This is a genomic window from Armatimonadota bacterium, from assembly GCA_031081585.1.
Taxonomy (GTDB): Bacteria; Sysuimicrobiota; Sysuimicrobiia; order Sysuimicrobiales; family Humicultoraceae; genus Geohabitans; species Geohabitans tengchongensis.
Map to the genome: position 1 here is coordinate 1 of JAVHLY010000026.1, position 14,563 is coordinate 14,563.

The window sequence follows — 14,563 nt, forward strand, 5'->3', positions numbered from 1 at the left end:
GCTAGGGCTTCGAGCGCTGGCGGTCCAGGAGGGCCTTGCCGATCTTCAGCGGGATGGCCCCGCCCGGGACGACCAGGTTGATGGTCTCCGCCCCCAGGTCGAAGAGCACGTCCCGGTTGAAGATGCGGCGGACCTGCTGCTGGAAGGCCCGCCCGTCCGTCCGCACCTGCCCGCTCAGCGCGTCGAACTCCACCACCGCCTTCTTCCCCCTGGCCGTCCAGGCGTACTCGAAGGCGAAGACCGGAACGTAGAGCAGGTGGACGTGCTCCACCTCGATCCGCTCCTCGAAGACCTGGTCGGCCTCGTAGGGGGTCATCAGGCGCTGGACGAGCCGCTGCACTACCTGGGAGGCCTTCACCTCCGGCGGCACCACCACGGCGTCGGCCGGGGCGAAGGCGGCCAGGTCGATCACCTCCTCGCGCGGCGCCTGCAGCGCAGCGGGCGCCTGGGTCTCCTCGCCGCTCACACCGTCGACGAGGAGCGATGCACGTACGTCCTCCTCGCAGTGCTCCACGCCCCGCAGGATGATCGAGGGCGCGGGGCCCTGGGCGACCGGGTAGTCCCGGCCGTCGATGGTCACGCCGCGCACCGCCTGGTCGGCCACCGGCACCCGGTACTCCCGGCCGCGGTCGTAGACCAGCCGCTTGTGCGCGACGGCGTGCCACAGCGGGTCGAAGCGCTTCTCGATGGAGGCGACCGTGATCTCATCGCCCTTGGGCCGCAGGAGCAGCCGGGAGACGGCGCCGAAGGCGGCGGTCTTGTGGTCCCAGGCGCGCTCCCGCGCCTGCTCTAGGGTGAAGGCCGCGGCCAGAGCGAAGACCTTCTGGTCGTTCACCGTGATCTCCATGGTGTCGCCTCCTCGGATCGAACGGCACCCCGGTCCAGGGCAGCCCGGCCAGAGCCTCTTGGCATTTGGGCCCGCCAAATCCTGCCCAGGCAGGATTCTCCCGACCGCCCCGGAACAACGTCAGGTCAGCCCGCCGACGACGTCGCAGCCGTGCGGTGGACACCAAGGAGGCCGCGATGCGGAAGGGGCTCGTCGCGCACGTCCTGCTCGTCGCCGCCCTCGTCCTCGCCGGGGCGATACCCACCCAGGCGCAGGAGCGTCCCCAGTACTTCCACCGCATCGGGATCGTCGGCTGGCCCGCATCGGCGTCCATCGACGGGGGCGCCGGGGGCTCCTGGACGACCTTCCTGTGGGGTCTGAGCTACGGCTTCACCTCTCCGGATGCGCCCTGGGGCTTCGGCCTCGAGGTCCTGACGGGCAGCCGCTCCGACGGCCTCGGCACCGACACCCTGTGGCGCGTCGACGGCGCGTACCGGGTGGCCATGGAGCGCGTGACCTGGCGGGCTCTGGCCAGCTTCCGGTCCGTGCAGGCGGGGGCGGTCTCCACCAGCCACCTGGGCGTGGGGCTCGACGCCATGCTGCCGATCGTCCCGTTCGCCGACTCCGGCGGCTGGTCGCTCACGGTCGGGGCCGCGGCCTACCTGGGGCCGCGCAGCGGCACGGACTGGAGTGTGGCGGTCCGCTACAAGATGCCCTCGCCTCCGGTGACAGCGCTCGTGGCCTCGCTTCCGGTCGCCGCCACGACCGCCGCGATCACGCGCGGCCACGACTGGGACTTCAGCTTCGGGTTCCGGGAGTCGAGCTTCAGCGGCAGCACCTACCGCTGGTCGGGTTTCTTCCTGACCGTGGGCAAGTCGTTCTGACCGGGGACGGGGTCGCTCAGCACGGCCGCGACGATCTCGTCGATGACCGCCCGGAGGGCCTCGGGGGCGGCCGGGAGCATGCCTGACAGTGGCGTGTCGGCCGTGGCCGGGAGGCGGGGGCTCCCGCGCACCGTATCCGCCGCGTGCGCCAGGGCCGCGGCGCGCTCCTCCTGGCCCGACACGCGCGCGAGGCGCGCGAGCCCCTCCAGGCAGCGGGCCACGCCCTGGCGGTCGGCCAGGTCGCGCCAGCGACGCAGCGCGTCGATCCACTCCGTCCGCGCCCGCGCGTGCTCCCCCCGGCGCTCGGCGGCCTCGGCGATGGCCGCGTGCACCGCAGCGATGTCCCAGCGGTCGCCAAGCTTCTCGTACAGGTGGAGGCTGCGGGCGAGGAGGGCGTCCGCCTCGTCGAAGCGCCCTTGCCGGGCGGCCACCTCCCCGAGGAGCTCCCAGGCGCTGGCCATCCCCATCTCGTCCTCGAGGGAGGTGTAGCGGTCGAGGGCCCGTCGCAGCAGGCTCTCCGCCGCCTCGTCGTCGCCGCGGTGGGCAGCCACGCGGCCCAGGTCGCTGAGGCACACCATCACCGCCCACCCGTCCTCGATCTGCTCGAGCAGCGCACACGCCTCTTCGAAGCGCGCCCGCGCCTGCTCCATCCGGCCGTCGTGCCACTCCACGATCCCCAGCATTCGCAGGGACCAGGCGATGCCCTCGAGGTGCCCCACCTGACGGAAGAGGGCCAGGCCGCGCTCGTGCAGTTCCCGGGCCAGCGCCGGGCGGCGCTGGGCGCGGACGACGATGCCGCGGACCAGGAGCGCGTAGGCCAGCGGCAGCGGCTCCCCGTGCTCCTGGGCCAGCCCCACGCTGGCCAGGGAGTACGTCTCGGCCTCGCCCATGTCGCCCTGACGCCATGCCAGGTAGGCGGCGGCGTACAGGGCCTTCAGGCGCAGGGCCGCAGGCTCGGCGGCGGCCGCCGTCAGCACGGCGCGCAGCCAGCGCCGTCCCTCGCTGTAGTGCCCGCGCCGGTACCAGAACCACCACAGCGCGGCGGCCAGGCGCAGCCCCCACCCCACGGCCTCGGGCCGCCCGACGGACCAGGCCAGGGCGGCGCGCAGGTTGTCGTGTTCCCGGTCGAGGCGCGCGAGCCACCGCTGCTGCTCGGGACCGCGCAGGTGCGGCTCCGCCACCTCGGCCACCCCCGTGCAGTAGCGGAGGTGGCGGTCCTGGAGGGCGGCGAGGTCTGGGGCAGTGAGCCGCTCCCGGCAGTACGCCCGCACCGTGTCCAGCAGCCGGTAGCGCGCCACGTCCGTGGACGGCTCCACCATCACCAGGGACTTGTCCACCAGGCTGGTGAGCAGGTCCAGGACGCCCGCCCCCTGCCCGCTGCCGGGCCGCGGATCGGCACACACCGCCTCGATCGCCTCGAGGTCGAAAGTCCCGGCGAAGACGGCCAGGCGCGTCAGCAGCGCCTGCTCCTCGGGCAGCAGGAGGTCGTAGCTCCAGTCCATCGTCGCGCGGAGGGTCTGCTGGCGGGGGACGGCGCCGCGCGCCGGGCGGCTCAACAGGCGGAAGCGGTCGTCGAGCCGTTGCACGATCTGCTCGAGCGCGAGCACGCGGGCGCGGGCGGCGGCCAGCTCGATGGCCAGCGGGATCCCGTCCAGCCGCCTGGCGATGGCCGCCACGGCCCTGGCCTCCTGCGGGTGCAGGGAGCGCGGCGGGCGGACCAGGCCGGCCCGCTCGAGGAAGAGGCGGGCAGCCTCCGAGGCCAGCACCGTGGCCGGGTCGCCGTCCGGTCCAGCCGGCAGGGAGAGCGGCGGGACCGCGTAGACGACCTCGCCGGGGACGCGCAGGACCTCGCGGCTCGTCGCCAGCACCCTGATCCCCGGCGCGCGGCGCAGGATCGCCTCGACGACGCGCGCGCACTCCCCCACGAGGTGCTCGCAGTTGTCGAGGACGAGCAGCAGCCGCTTCGACGCCAGGTAGTCCAGGAGGACCGCAAGCGTCGTGGGCCCGCCCTCCTCCCGCCGGCCCACCGCGGCGCCCACCGTGTGGGGGATGAGGTCGGGATCGCTCACCGTGGAGAGGTCCACCAGCCACACCCCGTCCGGGTAGCTGTCGAGGAGGCCCGCCGCCACCTGCAGGGCGAGACGGGTTTTGCCGCTCCCCCCGAACCCGGTGAGCGTGACCAGCCCGGCCCGCTCCAGGAGGTCCCGGACCTCGGCCAGCTCTCGTTCACGGCCGACGAAGCTGGTCGGCGGCACCGGTAGGTTGTGGGGGACCGGGCCGAGCGAGCGCAGGGGCGGGAAGTCGGCGCGCAGGCCGGCGAGCACTGCTTGGTAGAGGTGCACGGGCTCCGAGAGGTCCTTCAGGCGGTGGAGGCCCAGGTCGCGCAGCGTCACGCCTGCCGGCAGGTCGTCCACCACGAGATGGCGGGTAGCCGCGGAGAGGAGGACCTGGCCTCCGTGGCCGGCCGCGCAGATCCGCGCGGCTCTGTGGACGTCGATGCCGACGTAGTGCGTCCCGGCCACGACAGGCTCGCCCGTGTGCAGCCCGATGCGGACGTGCAGCGGCGGGGTCTCCGGCCGGAGCGGCCGGGCCGTGGCTTCCTGGATGGCCGCGGCGGCGGCGAGGGCGCTGCGGGCGCCGGGGAAGGCGGCAAAGAGCTCCTCCCCCCGGGCATCCACGACGGTCCCGCCGTGCCGCTCCACGGCACGGCCGACGGTTTCCCGGAAGGTCTCGAGCAGTGCAGGGTACCGGTCGCCCAGCCGGTGGAGCAGGCGCGTCGATCCCTCGATGTCGGCGAAGAGGAGGGTGACGGTGCCGGTGGGCAACGGCGTCATGGGCGGTCGCCTCGCGGTGGACCTTCAGCGGGCGTGCGGGTGCCCCTACGCGTCCACCGGGCGCACGTCGTCGGCCTGCAGCCCTTTGGGCGTCTTCACGGGCGCGAACTCCACCAGGCAGTCCGGCCGCATCGCGTCCAGGTCGGACCGCACCGCCGTGAAGTGCACCAGGTACTCGCGCCCGTCCTCGCCCTCGATGAACCCGTAGCCCTTGCCCTGGTCGAACCGGCTCACCCGCCCGCGCATGCCCGCATCCCCCTCGTCCCGCGGCCTATGCCGCGCACTCCCGGCCGCACGCTCCCGCGCTCCACACTACCCGGCCCCTACGCTCCGCCGCCCCTGTGGTGCGGCGCGCCCCTGTGGTGCGGCGCGCGGCGTGCGGGGTCGAGCCAGTCGTGCTGCGTCACCACCCCGTCCTGGGTGATGACCGTGTAAGTGCCGTGTCCCGTGTCGCCGGCCCAGTCCCCGGTGTTCACGTAGATCATCCCGCGCACGCCGCCCAAACGGAAGGTGTAGCGGTCGGGCAGGTGGGTGTGCCCGAAGAGGATGCCGGTGAGCGGCCGGCGTCCCTCCGCCACCTCCGCCCGGCTGCGCTGCCCCGCCACGCGCCGGGCCTTCCACCGCCACCGGTAGCGCACGAGCCAGGCGGCCACGCGCTGGTCCAGGGTACGCGGGCGCGGCGGGGCCAGGCCCGGCCGGGGGATGGGCTGCTGCTCCGCGCCGCGGCGCTGCCCCACCAGGACCAATCCGGTGAAGGCCCGCCGCAGGTCCCGGCGCAGCGCGGCCGCCAGGAAGTCGCGCAGGTAGAGGAGCAGCACCGGGTCGTAGAAGTGGCCGTGGTCGATGTAGAAGCGGTAGGGCTCCTGGCCGTAGCGTGTGGGGTCGGCGGGGACGCCGATGATCACGTTGGGGTACCAGGCCGTGGTCACCGGCAGGCGCAGGCGCCGCAGCAGGTGCGGCCGGCGCACCAGGTCGTAGCGCAGACCGCTGGCGGCCATGTCGTGGTTCCCGTAGAGCAGGGTGACGGTGACCGGGACCGGTGCGCGGTTCGCCACCTCCCCCACGTCGGCCAGGACCTCCTCGTACTTGGGGAAGAGGCTGCCGCGCAGCTCCACCCCCGCGCCCTGCCAGGTGTCGTCGGGCCGGGGCGGCGCGTCCAGCAGGTCGCCGTTGATGACCAGGTCCATCGTCGTCGGCTCGATGGCGTCGAGGAAGGCCTGCAGCGCCGCCTCCCGCGCCGCCCGCCCTTCCGGCGCGCGGTCCCAGGTGTCCACGTGCAGGTCGGAGACCACCACGATCTCCCCGCGCCCCGCCATGGTGGAGCGGCGCGCTTCGGCCGGGTGGGGCGGGAGGAAGCGCTGCTCGACCCACTCCAGCAGCCACTCCCAGGCCGGCTCGAGCGCCGCCTGCTTGAGCACCACGAGGAGGGCGACGACGACGAGCCCGTAGCCGACGCCCGCCCCGAAGGCCAGGGCGCCGAGGACGACGGCGGTCACGGCTCGCCGGCCCCGCCGCGCAGGCGCTGGGACTGCCGGTCGAGCAGGCGGACGGCCAGGCTGACCGCCCAGGCCACGGCGACGAGCCCGAGCCCCAGGCCGAAGCCGGTCGCGGCCGCCCGGATGAAGGTGGGCCAGTCCGCGAGGGGCAGGCGCAGGAAGAGCGTCAGGAGCACGCCCACGACGAACCCGACGAGCAGGCCGACGAAGAACAGGGTCAGTCGAGCCGGAGGAGTCCGTGCGCGGGCCAGACCACGGGGCGCGGGCGCACCTCCTCGCCCAGGACCGGGGCCACCGCCAGCAGCCCCATCTCGGGCGGCACGTCGTCGGAGACGTGCAGCCCGCGTGAGTCGATGCGCAGCAGGAACCCCTGGAAGGCGAAGACCAGCCGCACCGAGCCCCTGAAGGAGGTCTTCCACCGGGCGTCCTGCGTGACCTCCACCCCTGCCTCGGCCAGCGCCCGGCGCTGGCGGGTGAGGTCGATGGCCAGCCGCTGCTCCGCCTCGTCGTAGGCGGTGACGCCGAAGCGGTTGGACTTGAGGGTGCGCGTGATCACCACCGCCTCGCCCTCGCCGATGAAGTAGTCGTCGATGACGGGGTTGGTGTGGTCGAGGGGAGGCCGGCGGCCCAGCCACCGGCGCAGGGCGATGAGGTCCACGCTGTCCGAGCGGACGTCCTCGTAGGTGAACTCGATCCGCCGGGCCCGCTCGAAGACGGCGTCGAGGGCCAGGGTCACCGGCGCCAGCGCGCTCAGGAAGCGCACCAGCAGGCGCAGGCCGATCCCCACGTCGAGCGCGTCCGTGTGCCGGCCGCTGATCTCGGCGACCACCTCGTCGCGGGTCACCGGGGGGACCTCGCCGTCGCCCACCATGAGGGCGGTGAGCGAGCCCAGGTGGCGGGCCCGCCCGCCGGGCAGCCGCCCCACCAGGTCGAGGGGCGCGATGCGCTCGCGGGGCAGGTGGATGGCGGTGTACCCCAGGCTGCGGAGGAAGTCGAGCGAGCTCTCCCGGCAGGCCATGTCGCCCCTCGTCCCGGCGGATTGTCAGTGCTGTAAGGTGGCGGTGGCGGGACTTCCTTCGCTCCCCGCGCTACCCGCTTCGTGCTCCCACGAGTGGGTGGGTGACCCGTGCTAGATCACCGGCGGACGGAGGAGCGCCCGGCGGGCCGCGCGCGCCGTCTGCCGGACGTGCTCGTGGGGCAGGCCCTCGAGCTGCAACAGGGCCTCCGCCGCCTGGAGGATGATGCGCTGCAGGTCCCCCTCCTCCACGTCGAGCGCCTGCACCAGCGGCACCCACTCCGCCCCACCGGCCCAGGCCTCCGCGGCGGCGGCCCGGCGTTCAGCGGGCGAGGCCAGGGCACGGCGGCGCCGGCGGTCCCACTCCTGCCGGAACTCCTCCTCGACAGGGTTGGGCTCCAGCCCGAACTCCGCCTCCAGGCGCGCCAGCCGGCGGACGAGTGAAGCCAGGCCGCCGAGGCGCACCCGCTCCCCCCCTGCGCGGGGTGGACGCTCCGAGCCCAGCGCCGCGGCCATGCCGGCCAGGCGCGGCGGCTGTGCCGGCACGCCGTCGCGGCGGACCACCTCGGCCAGCACCAGCACCCGGGGATGGCGCAGCTCGGCGGCCCACCGCCCGTCCTCGGTGAGGCGAGCCTCCTCGTCGAGGTAGCCCAGCGCCTGCAGCAGCGCCGCCCGCAGCAGGAAGGTCTGGGTGAGCGGGTCGCGCGCGCGCTCGAAGGCGCGGGCAGCCGCACCTCGCGGCAACCGCAGGCGGCGCCGCTGCCGCCCGGAGAGTTCACCCCCGCTCCACCCGAACCGTTCCGCCTCGTAGGCGGCCAGGGAGCGCGCCAGCTCGTCCAGCGCCTGCGCCAGCGTGCGCCGGCGCAAGAGGTTGAGGACCTGGGTGTAGCCGGGGCGGAAGGCCGAGCGCACCGGCTCGACCTCGGCCCCGGCCAGGGCGAGGCCCATCAGCGCTTCCGCCCGCGTCGAGGCCGGCAGGACCACCACGCCCACGCGGTCCCGCCCCCGGCGCCCGGCGCGCCCGGTCATCTGGTGGAACTCCGTGGCGCTCAGGTCGACGCGCCCCTCCGGGCTCTGCCGCGCCAGCGTCGTCAAGACCACCGTGCGCGCGGGCACGTCCAGCCCGCTGGCCAGCGTCGTGGTGGCGGCCACCGCCCGCACCAGGCCGCGGTCGAGCAGCTCCTCCACGACCAGGCGCCAGGCGGTGAGGTGCCCGGCATGGTGCGGCGCGACGCCCCCGCGGACCAAGGCCGTGCGGAAGCGGTGCCCCGCCAGGTAGGGAAAGCGCTGCGCCCACCGGGTGAAGGCCTCGCGCCGCGCCTCCTCCCCGGGGCCGCGTACGCCGGTCAGCTCGCGCACCGCCTCGTCGCATTCCCGGCGAGACGGGAAGAAGAGGATGGCCGGGAGCAGACTGGCGGCGTCCAGCTCGCGCATCAGGGTCAGCAGCCACCCCGGACGCCGCTCCCCGCCGCGCACCCGCCCGGCCAGGTCCTGCGGCAGCAGGTGCCCGCGGGCGTCCATCAGCACCAGGCGCAGCGGGACCGGCCGCTGCGTCTCGCTCACCACGGCAGGCCGCCGCCCGCGCACCCGGGCGAGCCAGTCGGCCAGCACGTCCACGTTGGGCATCGTGGCCGACAGGAGCAGCAGGTGGGTGAGCGGGGGGGCCAGCAGGACGATCTCCTCCCAGGCCATGCCGCGCTCGGGGTCGCCCAGGTAGTGGGCCTCGTCCAGGACGGCCAGGTCGACGTGCAGCGCGCCGTCGTAGAGCGCGTTGCGCAGGATCTCGGTGGTGGCCACCACCACGGGGGCGCGCGGGCGGATGCGCCGCTCGCCGGTGAGCAGCCCCACCCGGTCCTCCCCGAAGAGGGCCTGGAAGCGCAGGAACTTCTGGTTGGAGAGCGCCTTGAGCGGGGTGGTGTACCAGGCGGTGCCCTCGCGCTCCAGGAGCTCGGCGATGGCCCGCTCGGCGATCCACGTCTTGCCGCTGCCGGTGGGCGCCGAGACCAGCACGTCGCCCCGGCGCACCGCCTCCAGCGCGTCCACCTGGAAGCGCGCGGGGACGAAGGGGCCCGGGGGGACCTCGCCGACCTCGCGCAGGACGGGCTCGAGGCCGGGGTGGAGGGTGACCTGGACCTGAGGGATGCCGGGCATCCGTTATAGTGTAGTCACGATGACCACCAAGTCGAGACAGGCAAAGTCGAGACGGGCAAGGCGGAGAGCGTCGTCGGCGCGAGAGCGCCCGGTGCGTCAGGTCCCGCACAGCGTGGGGGTGCGGGAAGCCCGCGCGCGGCTCAGTGAGCTGTTGCGCGACGTCCAGCAGGGCCGGGAGTGGACCATTACGATCCGCGGACGGGCGGTGGCGCGTCTCGCCCGGGTCCGCCGCCGGGAGACGCTCGACGAGTGGGTCGCGCGACTGTGAACGTCACGACGCCCCTGACCGCTCTCGCTCCAAGGCGCTCCGTCACGAACACCGAACAGCACTGGGTCCGGACCGAGTGGCCGTGACGCACGGACGGCCGCAGCCTTTGGATGAGCAGCGCCTTCCGCCTTCTGACGGGCACCTCGCGGTTTCGAAACTCCAACGGCGAGACTCCCGGTCGCGTCGGTCCTCCGGCTCTCAGCGCCACTTGAGCGACGTCACCTTGGGCTGCAGGAAGTACAGCAGGTAGTCCGGGCCGCCGACTTTGGCGTCGGTGCCGCTCATATTGAAGCCGCCGAAGGGGTGCACCCCCACGAGCGCCCCGGTGGACTTGCGGTTAAGGTAGAGGTTGCCCACCATGAACTCCCGCCGCGCCCGGGCCAGCTTCTCCGGGTTGCGCGAGAAGACCGAGCCCGTCAGCCCGTACTCGGTGGCGTTGGCGATGGCCAGGGCGTCGTCGAAGTCGCGGGCGCGGATCACCGCCACCACGGGCCCGAAGATCTCCTCCTGGGCGATGCGGGCCCGCGGGTCGACGTCGGCGAAGACCGTGGGCTGGATGAAGAACCCGTCGCCGTCGGCGGGCTCGCCCCCCGCCGCCAGGCGCCCCTCGCGCTTGCCGACGTCGATGTAGCCGAGGATGGTGCGCATGGCGCGCTCGTTGATCACCGGTCCGACCGGGTAGTTGTCCTTCGCCGGCCCCACCTCCAGCGCCCGCACCTTCTCCACGAAGCGCTCGAGGACGTCGCGGTAGACCGGCGCGGTGACCACCAGGCGCGAGCCGGCGGAGCACTTCTGCCCCTGGAAGCCGTAGCCGCTCGCCACCGCCGCCGTCACCGCTTCCTCCAGATCGGCCTCCTCGTCCACCACCACGGCGTTCTTGCCGCCCATCTCGCAGATGACCCGCTTGAGCCAGATCTGCCCGGGGGCCACCTTGGCCGCCTCCTGGTAGATGCGGATGCCCACCTCCTTGGACCCCGTGAAGGCCACCATGCGCACGCGCGGGTGGCGCACCAGCACGTCCCCCACGTCGGCGCCGGACCCCGTGACGATGTTCAGCACGCCCGGCGGCAGGCCCGCCGCCTCCATGGCCTCGGCGAAGACGTAGGCGTTGGCCGGGGAGTCGCTGCTGGGCTTGAGCACCACGGTGTTGCCGGCGGCGATGGCCGCGGCGGCCATCCCCACCGGGATGGCCAGGGGGAAGTTCCAGGGCGGGATGACGCTGACGACGCCGAGGGGCAGGTAGACGTACTCGCTGTACTCCTGCGGGTGGGGGACGGTGGGCTGGCCGCGGGCGTAGCGCAGGGCCTCGCGGGCGAACCACTCCAGGTGGTCGATGGTCTCCGCCACGTCGGCGTCGGCCTCGGCCCAGTTCTTGCCGACCTCGTACACCTGCCAGGCCGCCGCCACGTACTTCCGCCGGCGCAGGTGGTCGGCGGCGCGCAGGAGGATGGCCGCGCGCTCCTCGGCCGGTACCCGGCGCCAGGACTCGAAGGCCCGCTCCGCCGCCTCGATCGCCCGCTCCGCGTGCGCCGGGGTCCCCCGGGGGAAGACGCCGACGACCTCCTCCTTGCGCGAGGGGTTGATGGAGGTGAAGGTGCCGTCACCCTGGAGGCGCTCCCCGGCGATGAGCAGGGGGAACTCCCGACCCAGCTCGCGCTGCACCTGGTCGAGCGCGGCGCGCATCGCGTTGCGGTGGGCGTCGGTGGAGAAGTCGGAGAAGGGCTCGTTGCGGAACTCGGGGAGCGCCATGGACCACCTCCGGGGCGTGTCGCCTTCCATTATAATCAGGCCCTGGAGAGGTGCCGGAGCGGATGAACGGGGCTGCCTTGAAAGCAGCTAGGGCGGAAACGCTCTCGTGGGTTCGAATCCCACCCTCTCCGCCAGTCTCGCTCCCACCCCACCAGCTCTCTCCCCCGGTGGCCGCTCTCCCGGAGGACCTCCGCGACGATCCCCCGCGGCTCGCCGAGGCCTTGCGCGCCGAGATCCGCGCGACGACGCAGGGGCAGCCTGTGGTCGTGGCCTTCAGCGGCGGGCTCGACAGCACCACCGTCGCCGCCCTCGCCCGGGACGCCCTCGGCCCCGAGCGGGTCCTCCTGGTCACGGTGAACATGGGCGACTACGCCTACCGGCGCGGCAACGCCATCGTGCTGGAGATGGCCGAGCGGCTGGGGCTGCGGCAGAAGTGCCTGCTGGGGCAGGTCATGCAGCACCGCATCCAGCGGAACGGCCCCGCCTGCAACCGGTGCACCCGCGAGATCAAGCTCGGCATGGTGCGGAAGGTGGCCATGGGGCGGCTGGTCCTCACCGGCTCCAATCGCAGCGACACGTGGGGCCAGCGGGGGATGAAGGTCTGCAACGGGTACTACGCCCCCCTCCTCGACCTGGACAAGCCGCAGATCCGCGCCCTGGCCGACCACCTGGGGTTGCAGGTCCCGCGCATCGGCGAGCACCCCCGGCGGGAGGGGTGCAAGCTGAAGCACCTCCTCAAGCCGCTGGTGAACCCGGCCTACCACGGGCGGGCCGTGGCCGAGGCGAACGAGGTCCTGCTGGAGGGGCTGCGCCAGGCGGGGGTGAGCGTCGAGCTCGCCAACGTGAAGATCGTCGGTCCGCTGAGGCGCAACATCGGGCTAGTAAACCTGCGCCCCCTGCCTTCGCCCGAGGTGTGGGAGCGCCTGCGGACGGCGCTGGAGCGCATCCCGGTCCTCGACGAAGTGCACCTGGTGGACGGGCCGGTGGAGTTGACGGTGCTGGCCGGTCCCGCCCTGGCCGGCGATCCGGCGGGGAGGGCCTGGGTGGCGCAGGGCCGCCTCGCGCCCGACTTCGCCTTCCCGGTCCGGGTGCGGTGGGTCCCGACCGCCAACCGCCGGCTCCAGACCTTCCAGGTGGTGGGGTGGCAGCCGCTGGGGGCCCAAGAGGAAACGACACCCCAGGGAGCCTCGTTTTAAGACCATTTGCCGGGTGGCCAAGAGCCTAATTTTCGGCTTTTTACCGGGCAAATGGGCCTATTGACAGCCGCCTGAACTATCATTTAAGGTTTTTAGAGGAGGCAGGGGGAAAACCTTGACAGGACCTGCCTCCCAGATCAGGTTCTCACACCAGACTCTGCAAGGAGGTGGACTCTGCAAGGAGGTGGGGGAGTGTGCTGCGCTGGGAGCGCTGGTCGCCGTTCGAGGAACTCTTCAACCTCCAGCGGGACATGGCGAACCTCTTCGCCAGGGCCTTTGGGGCGGAGCCCCTGGTCTCCTCCACCCGTTCCTGGACCCCGGCGGCAGAGGCGTTCTACCGGGACAACAGGCTGTACATCCGCGTGGCTCTGCCGGGCGTGGACCCCAAGCACGTGGACCTCTCCGTCACCGGTAACACGCTGACCATCAAGGGCGAGCGGAAGCTCGAGTACGAGGTCCCGCGGGACGACTACGTCTTCGGCGAGTTCACCTACGGGCCGTTCGAGCGGACGATCACCCTCCCCTCGACTGTCCGCGCGGACGACATCCAGGCCCGGTACGTCCACGGGGTCCTCGAGATCACCGCGCCGCTGGCGGAGCACGCCCTGCCCAGGAAGATCCAGGTGGAGGTGACGCCCGAGCCCGTGCTCACCACGGGGCGGTAGGCCCTGGTCGGTCTGGAACACGTGGCGGGGTCGCGGTCGCAGGCCGCGGCCCCGTCGCGTTTCCCGGGGGCCCCCCGGGTGGCGTTCCTCGATGGATCCCGCCCCGCCTCCCGGTAGCGCCGTGCCCTCGGGTCGATGGCCTCCGGGGGAGGACTCCCGCACTCCGTCCCGAACCCGACCAGCGAGGCTGTCGTAGGGACAGCGGGAGGCTGTGTCATGCGTCGCCGCGCCGTCGCACCCGTCGTCGCCCTGGCCCTGGCCGTGCTCGGTCTGGTCGGGCTCCCCGCCCGGGGCGCTCCTGCCGTCACCCTCGAGTTCTGGACGATCGCCCTCCAGCCGTTCTTCACCGACTACGTGAACGGGGTGGTCGCCGCCTACGAGCGGGCCCGTCCGGGTGTGAAGATCCGCTGGGTGGACGTCCAGTTCGCGGCCATCGAGCAGAAGCTGCTCGCCTCGCTGGCCGGCGGGGTGGCGCCCGACGTCGTCAACCTGAACACCGAACTCTCCATCCGCCTGGCGGAGCAGGGGGTGCTGGTGGACATGGATGCCGCCGTCCCCGCGGCCGAGAAGGGCCGCTACTTCGAGGGACTGTGGGCGGCGGCGCGCTTCCGCGGCCGCACCTACGGCATCCCCTGGTACGTCACCCCCAACGTCCTGGCCTACAACGTGGCCCTCTACCGGCGGGCGGGGCTCAACCCCAACGACCCCCCGTCCACCGAGGACGAGCTCATCGCCCACGCCCGCACCATCAAGGACCGGACGAAGGTCTACGGCTTCATGCCGAACGTGGACTCGATACGCCTCCTGCACCGCTTCCAGGAGAACGGCCTGCCCATCCTCAGCCCCGACGGGAAGCGGGCGGTCTTCAACTCCCCCGCCCACGTGGCCTACCTGGAGCGGTACGTGCAGCTCTTCAAGCAGGACTACTTCCCGGAGGACACCCTGCGCCGTGGCTACCTGGGCGCGACGGAGCGGTACAGCGCGGGGCAGCTGGGCATCCTGGTGACGGGCCCGCAGTTCCTGCTGCGGGTGAAGCAGGACAACCCCGAGGTGTACGCCCAGACGTTCGTGGCCCCGTACCCCAAGGGCAAGGCGCGGGTGATCCACCTGCCGACGATGACAGTCTCCGTCCCCAAGGCCAGCAAGGCGCAGCGCGAGGCGGTGGACTTCGCCCTCTTCGTCACCAACGACCAGAACCAGCTCGAGTTCGCCCGGCAGGTGGTGATCCTGCCTTCCACCCGGGGTGCGGCGGCCCACCCCTTCTTCAAGCAGGGGGGCGCCACGCCTGAGGAGAAGGTTCGAAAGATCGCGGCCGCCGAACTCCCCCTGGCCCGCGACCTCACCGTGGTCGTGCCAAACGCCACCGAGCTCTACCGGGTCTTCCGCGAGGCGGTGGAGAGCGCGTTCTACGGGAAGATGTCTCCCCGGGAGGCACTGGACTGGGCCGTCAAGCAGTGGAACGCCCGGCTGTAGCGGCGT

At 73.0% G+C, this 14,563-nt stretch carries 13 protein-coding genes and 1 tRNA gene; 6 read left to right on the plus strand and 8 right to left on the minus strand.

All coding sequences use genetic code 11. The features are described from left to right. Position 1 precedes the first annotated feature (1 nt). The gene (locus RB146_10560; protein MDQ7829417.1) at positions 2-847 is read right to left on the minus strand and encodes a hypothetical protein; all 846 of its coding nucleotides are present in this window, start codon (positions 845-847) and stop codon (positions 2-4) included. 176 nt (positions 848-1,023) lie between these two features. On the opposite strand from RB146_10560, the gene RB146_10565 reads away from it, so the two are divergent. Further along, entirely contained in the window at positions 1,024-1,710 is a 687-nt protein-coding gene (locus RB146_10565; protein MDQ7829418.1) for a hypothetical protein, read from the plus strand. Here the strand turns inward: RB146_10565 and RB146_10570 are convergent. From RB146_10570 to RB146_10595, 6 genes are all read right to left on the minus strand, one after another. Further along, positions 1,665-4,544, minus strand: coding sequence for a tetratricopeptide repeat protein (locus RB146_10570; GenBank protein ID MDQ7829419.1), 2,880 nt, complete (start codon positions 4,542-4,544; stop codon positions 1,665-1,667). The genes RB146_10565 and RB146_10570 overlap by 46 nt on opposite strands. Positions 4,545-4,589: 45 nt before the next feature. After that, positions 4,590-4,790, minus strand: a complete 201-nt coding sequence (locus tag RB146_10575; GenBank protein ID MDQ7829420.1) for a cold shock domain-containing protein — start codon at positions 4,788-4,790, stop codon at positions 4,590-4,592. Between the two features lie 77 nt (positions 4,791-4,867). Then, complete coding sequence (locus RB146_10580) at positions 4,868-6,040, minus strand: metallophosphoesterase (GenBank protein ID MDQ7829421.1); 1,173 nt, start codon at positions 6,038-6,040, stop codon at positions 4,868-4,870. Beyond that, positions 6,037-6,222: a hypothetical protein gene (locus RB146_10585; protein ID MDQ7829422.1), complete on the minus strand. Its 186-nt coding sequence runs from the start codon at positions 6,220-6,222 to the stop codon at positions 6,037-6,039. The genes RB146_10580 and RB146_10585 overlap by 4 nt, the downstream gene beginning before the upstream one ends. Before the next feature lie 35 nt (positions 6,223-6,257). Next, positions 6,258-7,058, minus strand: a complete 801-nt coding sequence (locus tag RB146_10590; protein ID MDQ7829423.1) for a hypothetical protein — start codon at positions 7,056-7,058, stop codon at positions 6,258-6,260. Positions 7,059-7,169: 111 nt separating this feature from the next. Next, positions 7,170-9,206 carry a DEAD/DEAH box helicase gene (locus RB146_10595; protein ID MDQ7829424.1) on the minus strand — a complete coding sequence of 679 codons (2,037 nt, stop codon included), beginning with the start codon at positions 9,204-9,206 and terminating at the stop codon, positions 7,170-7,172. A gap of 91 nt (positions 9,207-9,297) precedes the next feature. Between RB146_10595 and RB146_10600 the strand changes: the two genes are divergently transcribed. Further along, a complete protein-coding gene (locus RB146_10600) occupies positions 9,298-9,474 on the plus strand; it encodes a type II toxin-antitoxin system prevent-host-death family antitoxin (protein MDQ7829425.1) in 177 nt (58 codons plus the stop codon). Positions 9,475-9,672: 198 nt separating this feature from the next. Here the strand turns inward: RB146_10600 and pruA are convergent, their stop codons facing one another. Next, complete coding sequence (gene pruA, locus RB146_10605) at positions 9,673-11,223, minus strand: L-glutamate gamma-semialdehyde dehydrogenase (GenBank protein MDQ7829426.1); 1,551 nt, start codon at positions 11,221-11,223, stop codon at positions 9,673-9,675. A 44-nt stretch (positions 11,224-11,267) separates the two neighbouring features. Between pruA and RB146_10610 the strand changes: the two genes are divergently transcribed. The 4 genes from RB146_10610 to RB146_10625 all read left to right on the plus strand — a co-directional run bounded on the left by RB146_10610 (position 11,268) and on the right by RB146_10625 (position 14,557). Next, positions 11,268-11,357: transfer RNA gene (locus RB146_10610), tRNA-Ser, on the plus strand. Between the two features lie 33 nt (positions 11,358-11,390). Beyond that, on the plus strand, positions 11,391-12,419 hold the full coding sequence (locus RB146_10615) for an asparagine synthase-related protein (GenBank protein MDQ7829427.1): 1,029 nt from the start codon (positions 11,391-11,393) through the stop codon (positions 12,417-12,419). Positions 12,420-12,613: 194 nt separating this feature from the next. Further along, positions 12,614-13,084 carry an Hsp20/alpha crystallin family protein gene (locus RB146_10620; GenBank protein ID MDQ7829428.1) on the plus strand — a complete coding sequence of 157 codons (471 nt, stop codon included), beginning with the start codon at positions 12,614-12,616 and terminating at the stop codon, positions 13,082-13,084. 216 nt (positions 13,085-13,300) lie between these two features. Next, positions 13,301-14,557, plus strand: coding sequence for a sugar ABC transporter substrate-binding protein (locus RB146_10625; GenBank protein MDQ7829429.1), 1,257 nt, complete (start codon positions 13,301-13,303; stop codon positions 14,555-14,557). Positions 14,558-14,563: the final 6 nt, after the last annotated feature.

Bases quoted from the DNA above. Each gene is read 5' to 3' on its own strand.
- RB146_10560 (MDQ7829417.1), bottom strand. From the start codon at position 847: ATGGAGATCACGGTGAACGACCAGAAGGTCTTCGCTCTGGCCGCGGCC.
- RB146_10565 (MDQ7829418.1), top strand. From the start codon at position 1,024: ATGCGGAAGGGGCTCGTCGCGCACGTCCTGCTCGTCGCCGCCCTCGTC.
- RB146_10570 (MDQ7829419.1), bottom strand. From the start codon at position 4,544: ATGACGCCGTTGCCCACCGGCACCGTCACCCTCCTCTTCGCCGACATC.
- RB146_10575 (MDQ7829420.1), bottom strand. From the start codon at position 4,790: ATGCGCGGGCGGGTGAGCCGGTTCGACCAGGGCAAGGGCTACGGGTTC.
- RB146_10590 (MDQ7829423.1), bottom strand. From the start codon at position 7,058: ATGGCCTGCCGGGAGAGCTCGCTCGACTTCCTCCGCAGCCTGGGGTAC.
- RB146_10595 (MDQ7829424.1), bottom strand. From the start codon at position 9,206: ATGCCCGGCATCCCTCAGGTCCAGGTCACCCTCCACCCCGGCCTCGAG.
- pruA (MDQ7829426.1), bottom strand. From the start codon at position 11,223: ATGGCGCTCCCCGAGTTCCGCAACGAGCCCTTCTCCGACTTCTCCACC.
- RB146_10625 (MDQ7829429.1), top strand. From the start codon at position 13,301: ATGCGTCGCCGCGCCGTCGCACCCGTCGTCGCCCTGGCCCTGGCCGTG.